Source organism: Tissierella sp. (genome assembly GCF_052089545.1).
Taxonomy (GTDB): domain Bacteria; phylum Bacillota; class Clostridia; order Tissierellales; family Tissierellaceae; genus Tissierella_A.
Window position 1 is genome coordinate 1 of sequence record NZ_JBQDAA010000052.1, and the last position, 12,558, is coordinate 12,558.

A 12,558-nucleotide genomic window follows, 5' to 3' on the forward strand; every position below is an offset into this window, starting at 1 on the left:
TTTTTCTTATATATGACTTCTTTCAAAATTTTGTCTTCAATACCATTTTTATATTTAACCGTTTGGAATAATCCATCCTTGTCTGTATGTAGATTATGAGTTACGTAAAATCCAGATTTAGATTTTTGTTTTAATTGGAAATTTTTATTCCCAATCGCTGCTTCTACTGTGGCTCCAATAAGATCTACGCCATGTATCATTTTCAGAAAATCCGGAATCATATTACCACCATTACGAGGACCCATTTCAATCAAAAATACACGTTCTTTACTATCAATCATAGCTTCCACGTTAAAGCCTCCAAACTCAATGTGAAGCAAGTTTACAACTCTTTGAATTTCTCTTTTAACTTGCTTGACTCGGTCTTCGCTAATTAACAGTGGGTAACTTTTGCCGACAGGTACAAGAGCATTTACTTTAGGATCCCTGTGACAATTCAAAAAACCCCAGTAGACGACCTCGCCATTTAATACAAAACAATCCCCACCAACCATGTACTCATGATCTTGTTCTATAAACTCTTCAACAATAATATTTTTCCCTCGTGAATTATCTAAAGCTATTTTATAGGCTTCTTCAAAATCTTCTACCTTTTCAACCTTACTTACACCTTTGCTTCCTGATGAATCAATAGGTTTAACCATTACTGGAAAAGTAAATTGATTTATTTCTTCCTTGGCACTTTCAATGGATGAAAATCCTTTGGCCTTTGGACAATTAAAGTTATTCTCTCTTAAGAATTCTCTAAATTTATCCTTAAAAGCTAGTATTTCAACTGATTTATATGGATTTGTTGGAAGTCCTAATTTTTCAGCGACATAGGCTGCCGTTGGAGCTGCTGGATCAGAGGCATACGCTACTACTCCATCTACTTTTTCGTTTTTTGCGACTTCTAGTATTGCACCTTTATCTGTTGTACTTACACAATAGAATTTTTTAGCATAGTTCTGACCTGGGTTATCTGCTAAATAATCGCATAATACGGTATAGTATCCTTGCTCATTTGCATATTCTATTGCAGGGATCTGTTGAGTTGAACCACCTAATAGTAATATTTTCTTCAATTTGAGACCCCCTTTCTTGATTTTACGAGTTGTTTGATAGTGGTTATCAAATACCCAAAACTCTCAATTTTAAATATCCTTGCCAAGCCAATATATGTAACAAACCCAACTCCGACTTGCGTCACAAGTATCTGCCAAGCTGGAATGTTCAAAAAATTTACTGAATAAACTAATGCTCCCATAACTAATGAAATCATTAACGAGGGCACAATATCTATCCACTGTTCCTTGTAGCTATAATCCAGTAGCTGTTTATTTGGATAAGCATTTATAAAAGTTGAAATAACACCACTTAAAACTTGTCCTAAGGCTATGGCATAAACTCCAAAAGACAAACTAATTCCTAAGATTATTAAACCCATTATTTTTTTAATAACTTCAAGTTTTAAGAAAATATCACTTCTACCCATTGCATTTATAGCTTGCAAATTTGCTGTATGAATAGGCCAGAAAGAAAATGAAATACAAAAAATTTGTAAAAACGGTACTGCTGGTAACCATTTTTCGGTTAATATTATTTTAACTAATGGCTCTGCCACAACTGCCATACCAACCATCATAGGAAATATGAGAAATGAACTCGTTACGATAGCTCTTCTCATCATTTCTTTAACTCTTTTCCTATTATCTTGATGAGCTGACAACGCCGGTAGCATGACTGATTGAATAGATCCATTGATGTTCGTTACTATTACTTGTGGAAATTGTTGTCCTCTATTATAGAACCCTAGCATTGCCGGAGTGTACATTCTACCAATTATAAGCGTCCTTAACTCTCTGTAGAGTGTATCAATTAGTGCTGAAGCTAGTAGCTTAGACCCGTATGAAAAAAGATTTTTTACTCTTTTAAGTGAGAATAGTAGATGGGGTCTCCACTTTATGGTAAACCATAGTATAATAGCGATCATCAGTTGATTTGTTAATTGCTGCGCTACTAGTGCCCATACTCCCCAACCTTGGTATGCAGCAATTATACCTACAATTCCTGATATAATGACTGCTCCTAAGCTACTTATGAAAAGTCTTTTGAATAACATATTTCGTGCTACAAATGCATTTTGAATAGAATTAAATGCTCCTATAAATAATGTTATTGACAGCACTCTAATCACAGGAACTAACAAAGGTTGTGTGTAGAAGCTGGCTATAAAAGGTGCAGAAAAATATATTATTATATAAAGAATCCCTGCAACACCTAAACTTAAATATAGAACAGATGAAAAATCAACTTCGTCAGCATCTTTCTTCTGTATAAGTGCAGTATTAAATCCACTTTGTACAAAGACCCCGGCTAAAGATATAAATACCATCACAAGCGCTATAATTCCATACTGCTCTGGCATAAGTAAGCGAGCTAAAACTATTGAAACTATGAATTGTATGCCTTGAGTACCAGTTCTCTCTAAGAGTTTCCATAATAAAGCGGATATAACCAAACTTTTATTTAAGTTTTGCATAATGAATTTTCCTTAAGAGTTTTTTAGTAATCGCATAGTACCTAGGATACTTGCATCTAAGATATATGGTAATTCGCTTAGACAATTTCATATCATTATAGTATTTTTCCAGTTCCCCATTTTTTATTTTATCGAATTCTCCTCTAATACAAAGAAGATTTAGCTTTCTACGATTATTCATCTCATCGATTTGACCATCAAACATATAGTTGGTGTATTTGTTCAATTCGAGCATCACATTATTCATTAAATTATAATGCTGCTGTGCATTAAATATATTTGAACTAACTCTTTGAGTCCATGATCCGCCTACACCAACTCTATATGCTGACATAATTCTATCGATATAGTACACTTTTCCTTTTAAAGATAGATATATTACTAAAGGGTAATCCCCTACTGGCGAAATATTATAAAATTTAGGCAATACTTTTATATGCTCTGTTTTAAAAAGCATTGAATTTGTAGGAAACATATCCCCACCCCCTAGAATTAATTCTTCAGTTTTATACACTTTATTATTTTTAAATGGTCTCACACTATGTACTTTCTTGTTATTCACATCAACCATGTCACCCGAGTGAACGCACAAAGAAAATTCATTGTTTTTCTCCAAAAAATCTACTTGTTGTTGTAGTTTGTGTATATCGATCCAATAATCATCCCCTTCACAAAGTGCAATATATTTACCACCAGCTCTTTCCATATTAATTTTTGATACACTTACACCTTTCGAGTATTGATTTTCTTTTTGGTACAATGGTTTTATAATATTTGAATACTTGACTCTATACTCTTCTATTATTTCTGGTGTTTTATCAGTTGAGGCATCATCATGGATTAAAATCTCATATCTATATGAAGTCTCTTGCATTAAGAAACTCTCAATAGCGTCAGCTATAAAATTTTCATGATTATATGTTAAACAGCATATGCTTATATCAATATTTTCCATTTTATCGTCTCCATTCCTCCTACTTAAATACCAATCCCAAAATTGTTTTATAAGGATATGTGCCGTGCGATCCAGTAAAAATATACAAATAATACCAATAAATTAGCAAATAAATAACAATTAAAACACTAGCAAAATAATGTTTTGTTTTATTAAGATATTTGACATAGTAGCCTACTAATAAAATTAATACTACCTCAAAATTTAAGGAAATCCTATTTAAATATTCAGCACCTATTAGTCCACTTAATTTCATTATTAAGCTAATCACATATAATGAATAAACAAAACTATATCTTCTATCATATTTTTTAATGAATCTATATAACATTATTCCTATTAAAATAAACGGAGCGTGTCTAATTAAATAGTTGAACGTAAAATCACCTGAATCATTTTGAAGATAAACAAGATAGTAGTTAAATTGAGGAATTTTTTCTAATACTGGTTTAATTAATTTGTCAATACTAATAACACTTACTACTGAAACAAAATAAATAATCATTCTAGGTATCTGTTTATTTAGTTGCCCATGAATGACATATGCAGGGATTAAAATTAATGCTGAGTTGTGAAATCCCGAGGCTAGAATAATAATCATAATAAATTTCCAAAACTTTCGTTCTTGAATATATTTAACACTAAATAAACATATAGCCATCGCCACACTATGCCGTACCATATTGAATGACATCTGATAAAACAACAACATATACGCTAGCATTCCAATGCCAATACTAATTGAATTAGAATATTCTTTTAAAGATAAATACAAAAATGAAAACATAATTATTGCTATTATAAAAAACAATAGTTCTAGAGAACCACCTAAGCGCCCCACTAAAATATTGAGTAAAACATAAGCCCATTCGAATCTACCTTCAAAACCAATTATTTGAAGTCTATTAAATGCAGATGCGTAATTAAAGTAATCTGTTCCAATCCCATATCTTACAGCATATAAAAATGAAGGTACTATAATCGCGACTAAAAAACTCAATTTTCTTATCGTTTTATTCCTTAACTTGACAGATAATTCACTAAAAATCGCAGTTAAAACCGCAACAACTAGATATATACTCATTAAAACCTCTCCATCTTAAAAATTTAATTACCTGTTAAATTGCTTAGATCAATCCATTCCCCCATAGCATTATTTAGTGACTCAGGTTTAATTTTCTCATAGCCCGATCCATGATGAAACGTTAATTCTCCAAAATATATTGATTCTTCGATGGAGTATAAATCAACTCTCACATGAGGAATTCCGGCTGATAACTTCTTTGAAATCTCTAACATTTCATCAAGCTTTACTGGCTTCTTAATTATTGTATCAGGGTTTGTTGGATATTTAATTGAGGCTTCAATATAATCCCAATTAATGTCATATATATTTCTTTGGTGATGTTCAAATCTATTGAAATCGACTTGTATTAATTTGGGTTCCCCATTGAAACAAAATATTTTATAATCTTTTAATTCAACATTTGATTCATCAACCATATATTTTTCACAGACTATACGAGGTTTTACATTTTTATAAGGCCACTCCCTACCATACCAAAACCAGTTACTTGACAGCCATCTATTTAACATTATTTTAGCTGCTTCTATGTCTAGATCGGCTTTATTTTTACATATAATGTTTGATGATGAACCGTGTGTACACTTTAACACAAAACTATCTGGTAAACTTATCCAGTCTATTTGTTCAACACTATCATAAACCCCTATCAAAGGAATTAAATACTCATCTCCAATTGTATCTTTAATATATTTTCTAACTTCATACTTATCAACGTAGTTTACATACTCTGGTTTTCTATCATTTAATTTTAACCACTGAATCTTCTCATTAAAATTTTTAGGACCTTTGAGGTTTAATTTCTTGTTAAAATGATGCCTATATTGCAGTTTAAGATATAACTTATCAGGTATAATTTTTTTAAAGTTGTAGATTACTTTATTTAGTAAAATCATTTTAACTCTCACCTTTCAAGTAGTTCTTTATAATTTTCATAAGAAACCTCAGCTAATTTATTCCAGTTGTAGTGTTCAGATAATTTTAAAGCATTTTGGCTTTTTTTATGTAAATTATATTTATCGAGTAATAGCTCTTTTAAAGCTCTTTGAATACTATCAACTGAAATATCGGCAGTCCATCCCGCATCTGATCTAATAATCTCTTCTGACATATTAGCCCCACTTGTTATAAGTGATGGGAGACCATAACTTAAAGCTTCTATCAATCCCATCGGATGACCTTCAAACCGTGAAGTTAGAATAAAAAAATCACTTTCTAATAATTTTTCAGCCTTTTCATCATCAAAAATTGCATCCTTTACTACAACTATATCTTGAAGATCATAATCTTTTATAATCTCTTTAAGTTTACTTTTTGAGCCATTAATTTCCGGTCCGAAAATTGTAAAGTGACAATGATTTCTTGCTAAATCGTTCCTTATTTTCCCACAAGCTTCTAGAAATAAATCTAACCCTTTCTGATAAATATCTAATCTTCCAATAAAAATCCCTTCTAATTTCTCAGAGTTAAAAGTACTTTTTGTGATGCTTTTCAAATCTATACCATTTGGAATAACAAAATTATTTCTATTCCATTTGTCACCTGAGTCACGATACTCTTTTTCAGTAAGATACTGAATCCCAATAGCATTTTTTATAAATCTATTAAAAAATAGAGTATTTCCAATAATTTTTTTTATTGCCTTTGATTTCTGTCCTGCATCTGTCAAAGAACTTCTTGGTATGATAATATAAGGAATTCCATTCTTTCTACAGCTAGACGCAACCTTTAAAAATGGTTTAAAGTATAAGCTTTCAAAAATCACTAGATCTGGCTTGTTAAATGGCCTTGGAAGATCTGTGATTTTTAATGATGGATACTCATCAGTACAGTGGCAGACAATATCACCAGCAGTCTTACCAATTATGAAATCATTAACGTTATACCAAAAAACATTATCAATTTTAGATTGTGCTTCAATTTGTTTTGGTACACTTGTGTTGGGCCCTGCCCATTTGTTCTTAGAGAGTCTTGTTACATATACAATGTTCAAATTATCACCTCTTTATAATCAAATCATCAGTATGCTTTAGATAAACTTATCAATTTTTATCCAATCACCCATTTTTTTCTCTAAATCATACGGTTGAATACTTTGATAACCTGATGCATGATAGAATGTCAATTCACCAAAATAGAATTTATCATCAAAATAGTAAAAATCAACACGGACTGCCGGAAAATCAGAAGACAATTTTTCAGCAATTTCTACCATTTCCTGTAATTTTGAAGGCTTTTCAATTGTTTCATCCAACCTATTTGGATATTCAATAATACCATCTATCAATTGCCAATTTTTATCATATAAATTCCTATAATAATTAGAATTCTTTACCCCATCTACAACCGACTCTAAATCTACACTTATAAGTTTAACTTCTCCATTAAAACAAAAAAATCTATAATCTTCAGGGGGATTCCCATTTTTAGTTACTAATAATTCTTCGCATATTATCCTATTTTTTACATCTTTATATGCCCATTCTCTGCCGATTGAATAATATTTAAGATTAATCCATTTTCTAAATCTATTTCTTATTTTGTTTATTTCTGTTTTATTCTTATCAAAGCATATATAATTGAAACTAGATCCATTTGTCAGTTTTAAAATAAAACTATTTGGTAAACTATCAAAATCAACTTCTTCAATAGTATTGTAGACTCCGATAACTGGAATTAATATTTCTTCAGCATTATCTATTTTGCTCTTCACGTATTCTCTTACTTCGTATTTATCAACGCATTTATTCAAAATTGACTTTCTGTAATTTAATTTTAACCACTGAATTTTCTCATTATATAATTGGGGACTATCTAAATTCAATTTCCTTCCTGTTCTACTCTTATACTGCCATTTAATATAAGACTCATCAGGTATGATTTTTGAAAGAATATCAGATACTTGAATTGATAGAGCTTTTAATCTAAACGCTAATTCATCATTATTCTTGATTATATTCTTTATCTTTCTTAACTTTGTGTTGTTCACCTGAAATTCCTCCAGAACTTAATTTTTCTACTTAACATTATCTACCTCAATTTAAACACCGTCGCCAATACCCAATACGCAATCAAGTAACTCGACTTAAGCAACGACAAATTCTCAATTTCCCTATAAACTTTCCAGTGATAACCTACAAGACTTTTCTTATTACTAGATATCCCTTCCGTTCTTATACGATGACTTCCAAGCGGCTCTTCAATACCATAGAGATACTTCTCTTTCTTTATTACTTGAAGCCACATAACATAATCATTTCTTTTTTTTATATCAGGAATCTTAAACTTCCCAAGCTTCTCAGCGTTATATATAACTGTCGAATTGCCTGGACAAGTCTTTAGAACTCCATCATAGTCTCTTCTTGGCTGAGCAACTATAGTCCTATTTAAGCACTCACCTTGTTCATCAATCTTTGTGTAACTTGTACATGTAAACCCATAATCGTTCTCTTCCATGAACCCAATTTGCTTTGTTAGCTTCTCCGGAAACCAAACATCATCACTATCAAGAAAGGCCATATATTTACCCGATGCAAGATCAACAGCCTTATTTCTTGCTACTGCTGCACCTGAGTTTTTCTCTAGCTTATGATATTTAATACGATTGTCTTTCATTATGTACTCTTGGACTTCACCAGCTGTATTATCAGTTGAGCAGTCATCTACAACAATTACTTCCCAGTTTTTATATGATTGGTTAATCACTGAGTCAAGAGTAGTTCCTATAAAATCCCCACAATTATAAGCAGGCATTATAATTGATACTAATTCTTCTTTTTTATTCTCCATTACTGCCCACGCTCCAATTCCGTCATTTCAATAGATTCTTTAAATGTTCTTATTCGGTAATTCGCCTTATCGTAGTCACTCATTGACTTCTCATAAACCAAATTGCCGAATACCTTATTCACTATTCCAATCCCAAACATCAATCTCAGTACAGGATTAAATACCTTCGTCATCATTATCTTCTTCCCATGAACCTCAGCTATCGTCTTAACTAACTCACTAGTCTTCACATACTCCTTGTTCTGTGGGAAGTAAAGCCCTGTTTCTTCATGATCAATCATGACCTTTATGAACTCACATAGATTATCTATATGAAGCATACTGCGCTCATTATCGATGTCAGGAAATACTGGTATCTTCTTAGCCATATTTGCAAGTCTTGGATAGTTTCCTTTAGACTCTTTCCCATAAATCATAGGTGGTCTTACCACAACTATTTTGAAGTCATTTGACTCTAAACTCTTGATACCTACCTCTGCCTGTAGCTTGCTATTTCCATAGAAGTTACTCGGCGTCGGAACTGTATTTTTATCTATAACTCTCTTGCTACTGCTACTATCGCCATAGACTATAATGCTGCTCATAAAAATGAACTGCTTTACACCTTCTGCCTTGGCCTTCTCAGCAGTTTCAATCGTTAAATCTCTATTTACTTTATAATAGAGGTCTTCCATCTTAGGATCAGATGAAACATGAGCAATCCCAGCCACATGAAACACAACATCATATTGACTGAAGTCTTTCTCTTTCCATGACCCGTCTTTCATATCAACCGTATCTACTTTGTATTTATCAGGTTCTCTCATGAGCCAATTCTCCAGAGATGTACCTATGTAACTGTTCTTACCAGTGATTAAAATATTTTTGATATTTTTCATTACTTCACTGTCTCCTCAGTCTTAGAATTACTAGAGTTTACTTCAGCTGCTTTACCCTTAACCCCAGTTCCACCTTCAACAACACCATCAGTCCTTAGTACACTTATCACAGTCCCAAAGAAGCATCTGACATCCATCAGAAGGCCAATCTTCTCAGCGTACTCTCCATCAAGTCTTGCTTTAACATCAATCTCAAGTTCATCTCTACCATTAATCTGCGCCCATCCAGTAAGGCCAACCGGCACGTCATTTGCACCATACTTATCTCTTTCTTCAATCAGATCATACTGATTCCAGAGCGCAGGACGAGGGCCGATGATACTCATCTCACCCTTAAAGATATTGATGATTTGTGGCAGCTCGTCCAGAGATGTCCTGCGTAGGAACTTTCCTACCTTAGTAATCCATTGATCCGGATTATCTAAAAGATGTGTTGGTGTGTCCTTAGGAGTATCAATTCTCATGGTGCGAAACTTCAATATATGAAAATGACTCTTATGGATCCCAACTCTCTTCTGTTTAAAGAGAACAGGTCCAGGGGAGTCAACCTTGATTGCTATAATAAGTACTGAGAAAACAGGAGATAATATGATAAGTCCAAGTGTTGAAAGTATAATATCTATTAATCTTTTGATCTTTAAGTAAACCATTTTAGTTCCTCCTGCCCTTTGTAAATGTATATTTAGGTGATTAATACACCTTGTTTTCGTCTCTATATGTAGTGTTTTGATTATTTTCCAGTACTATATCTTGCATAAATATGGCTCTTGATTGAATGAGACTACGTGTAATGCTTCTGTAACATTAGTACATTTGGAAGTTGTGTTGAAACCATTGATATTACAGCGTTACAGCCTCTTTATCCTTTCACCATACTCACGTCGTGCTAATCATCCAATCACTAAATATATAGAACATCATTATCTTCCTTCTCTTTATCATGAATAGAACATTTAACCTTATTATTCACATAGCTAATTTCACCATTTTCAGGACAGATCTTAATATCCTGTTCTATTAAATATTTAGTAAACATCGAATCAGTATGATCTATACCTTCATCTACTAAATATAAATGATATGATCTTTCAAATTCTATACTATTTATATTACACACTCTTTCTTTAGCATCATCTCTATATGACAAATAATTGGGCAATAAAATAAGTGATAAAATAAGAATTATTGCAATCACTATTATAACTTCAATTAAAGTAAAACCTTTATTATCATTACTAAAATTTTTCTTGCAATTTATAACCCTCATGGAAGCAATACCCCAACTGTTGAATTTTTAATGCAAAATCTATTACACATAGAAAGACCAAAAAAATAATGCTAATCCCCTTAACATTATTTTGTGTTATTTTATATAAATAACTCTTTTTAGCTCGAATTTCTATGTTTATTGTATAGGACAAACTATGTTTGGTCAAGGTTTTATTGGGTATATATTACAACTTTCATACAACATATTATATTATCATTCGACATAGTTCGACATATAGTCTTCAAATTCATTTCTTTCAAGTGGTTTACTGTAGTAATATCCTTGTACTAGATTACATCCTATGGTCTTAAGATAATTTACTTGAGCTTTTGTTTCTGCTCCTTCTGCTATCACATTTAAATTTAATTTATGAGCTATGTTTGCTATTATATCTGCCATTTCTCCATCATCTTTTTCTGGATAATCTTTTATAAAAGCCCTATCTATTTTTAATTTATCTACATTTAAATTTTTGATATAACTAAGTGATGAAAATCCTGTTCCAAAATCATCTATTGCTATTGTCATTCCTAACTCTTCTAATTCTTTTAACTTTTTGTTTATAGTTATTATATCTTCCATTAATAGATTTTCTGTTATTTCTATTTCTATTTTAGTAGCATCTACTTTATATTTGTTTATATAATATTTGAGTTTAGGTATTAATTCTTTATCATTAAATTGTAATGGAGATATGTTTATTGAAAATCTAAATTCTTCATTTAATTTATGTTTTAAAGCTACATAGTCTTTAAATACTCTTTCTATTATAAAGTAACCTATTTCAATTATTTGACCTGTTCTTTCTGCTATTGGTATAAATATAGCTGGTGAAATCATACCATATTTTTCATTGTTCCATCTTAGAAGGGCTTCTGCTCCTACTATATTTCCTGTGTTTGAATCTATTTGAGGTTGATAATATACATAAAGTTCGTTGTTTTCTATTGCTCTTCTTAAAAGTAAGTTTATTTCCGTTTCTTTTTGTAAATTTTTCTTTAAATATTCATCATAATATACATAATTTATGCTTTTTGTATCTATTGCTTTGTCAAGTGCCATATATGAATTTATTATAAGTTCATCTGGACTTTTGCCATCCTTAGGGAAATTTACTATTCCAGCTTTTATTTCATAAAATATTTCTTTGTTTTCTATATAGAATGATTGATTTGTTTGATGTAAAAAATCATTTAAAAAATCATTCATATCTTTCTTTGATTTAATTGAAGATAAAAATATTACAAATTTAGTGCCATTTGTTTGGGCTATAAAGTCATCTTCAGATACGATTTTCTTTATTCGATTAATTAAAAAATTTATAAATACATGGTCACTTTTAAATTTTAATAATATGCTATTATAGTTTTCTATTGAAAAATTCATAATATAAAAACTTTCTTTATTTTTATTTATATTATTATTTATAAGTTTTACAAGTAAATTTTCATTTGGTAAATTTGTATCCATATTATAATCTTTTAATTTATCAGAATACTCTTGTTCTTTTTTTATTTCTGTTAAATCTGTAAATATACCTACATATTTAAGATTATCTTTTCTAAACTTATCTTTAATTTTAAATATAGAAAGCTTTTTAGGGTAAAGTATTCCATCTTTTCTCTTATCCCAAAGCTCTCCTGTCCAGTAACCCTTTTTGTTTATATTTTGCCACATATCTTTGTAAAATTCTTCTTTATGTTTTCCAGATTTAAAATTACTTACTTTAAGTCCTAATACTTCTGCTTTTTTATATCCTGTTATCTTTTCATATGCATTATTAACATATGTTATTTCAGTATCTTTATTAGTTATAACTACTGCATCATTGGTATTGCTTGCTATACTTTCTGTAAGATTTAATTGTTCTTTATCTTTTCTTAAAAAATAGTGTGTAATAACTATTATAAATAAAAGTATGCTTGTCCCTGATAACATTAGAAAGTCTCTATATTTAAAGTTAAATATAATATTATCTTGTACTAATGCTAAATCATTTAAATTAAATTTCGGTAGATGTCAATATAGTTGACGCATTAATTTTAAATTAATTAATTATTT

General features: G+C 30.7%; 12 protein-coding genes. All 12 read right to left on the bottom strand.

The genetic code is table 11. The features are described 5' to 3' along the window. On the bottom strand, window positions 1-1,064 hold a 1,064-nt coding region (locus ACTHW2_RS05575; RefSeq protein WP_442262984.1), incomplete at its 3' end, for an ATP-grasp domain-containing protein. Continuing rightward, complete coding sequence (locus tag ACTHW2_RS05580; protein WP_442262985.1) at window positions 1,061-2,521, bottom strand: lipopolysaccharide biosynthesis protein; 1,461 nt, start codon at window positions 2,519-2,521, stop codon at window positions 1,061-1,063. The genes ACTHW2_RS05580 and ACTHW2_RS05575, both read right to left, overlap by 4 nt. Further along, window positions 2,505-3,476 (bottom strand): glycosyltransferase family 2 protein, encoded by a 972-nt coding sequence (locus ACTHW2_RS05585; protein ID WP_442262986.1) that lies wholly within the window; start codon window positions 3,474-3,476, stop codon window positions 2,505-2,507. Before ACTHW2_RS05585 ends, ACTHW2_RS05580 begins: the two co-directional genes overlap by 17 nt. A gap of 19 nt (window positions 3,477-3,495) precedes the next feature. Further along, window positions 3,496-4,560 (bottom strand): EpsG family protein, encoded by a 1,065-nt coding sequence (locus tag ACTHW2_RS05590; RefSeq protein WP_442262987.1) that lies wholly within the window; start codon window positions 4,558-4,560, stop codon window positions 3,496-3,498. Between the two features lie 23 nt (window positions 4,561-4,583). Beyond that, the gene (locus ACTHW2_RS05595) at window positions 4,584-5,456 is read right to left on the bottom strand and encodes an ATP-grasp fold amidoligase family protein (RefSeq protein WP_442262988.1); all 873 of its coding nucleotides are present in this window, start codon (window positions 5,454-5,456) and stop codon (window positions 4,584-4,586) included. 8 nt (window positions 5,457-5,464) lie between these two features. After that, on the bottom strand, window positions 5,465-6,553 hold the full coding sequence (locus ACTHW2_RS05600; protein WP_442262989.1) for a glycosyltransferase: 1,089 nt from the start codon (window positions 6,551-6,553) through the stop codon (window positions 5,465-5,467). A 36-nt stretch (window positions 6,554-6,589) separates the two neighbouring features. Continuing rightward, complete coding sequence (locus tag ACTHW2_RS05605; RefSeq protein ID WP_442262990.1) at window positions 6,590-7,549, bottom strand: ATP-grasp fold amidoligase family protein; 960 nt, start codon at window positions 7,547-7,549, stop codon at window positions 6,590-6,592. A gap of 41 nt (window positions 7,550-7,590) precedes the next feature. Beyond that, window positions 7,591-8,313, bottom strand: a complete 723-nt coding sequence (locus tag ACTHW2_RS05610; RefSeq protein ID WP_442262991.1) for a glycosyltransferase family 2 protein — start codon at window positions 8,311-8,313, stop codon at window positions 7,591-7,593. A 35-nt stretch (window positions 8,314-8,348) separates the two neighbouring features. Beyond that, complete coding sequence (locus ACTHW2_RS05615; protein ID WP_442262992.1) at window positions 8,349-9,227, bottom strand: NAD-dependent epimerase/dehydratase family protein; 879 nt, start codon at window positions 9,225-9,227, stop codon at window positions 8,349-8,351. Then, the gene (locus tag ACTHW2_RS05620; protein WP_442262993.1) at window positions 9,227-9,877 is read right to left on the bottom strand and encodes a sugar transferase; all 651 of its coding nucleotides are present in this window, start codon (window positions 9,875-9,877) and stop codon (window positions 9,227-9,229) included. Before ACTHW2_RS05620 ends, ACTHW2_RS05615 begins: the two co-directional genes overlap by 1 nt. Before the next feature lie 251 nt (window positions 9,878-10,128). Then, the gene (locus tag ACTHW2_RS05625; RefSeq protein ID WP_442262994.1) at window positions 10,129-10,494 is read right to left on the bottom strand and encodes a prepilin-type N-terminal cleavage/methylation domain-containing protein; all 366 of its coding nucleotides are present in this window, start codon (window positions 10,492-10,494) and stop codon (window positions 10,129-10,131) included. Between the two features lie 216 nt (window positions 10,495-10,710). Next, complete coding sequence (locus ACTHW2_RS05630; RefSeq protein ID WP_442262995.1) at window positions 10,711-12,435, bottom strand: sensor domain-containing protein; 1,725 nt, start codon at window positions 12,433-12,435, stop codon at window positions 10,711-10,713. Window positions 12,436-12,558: the final 123 nt, after the last annotated feature.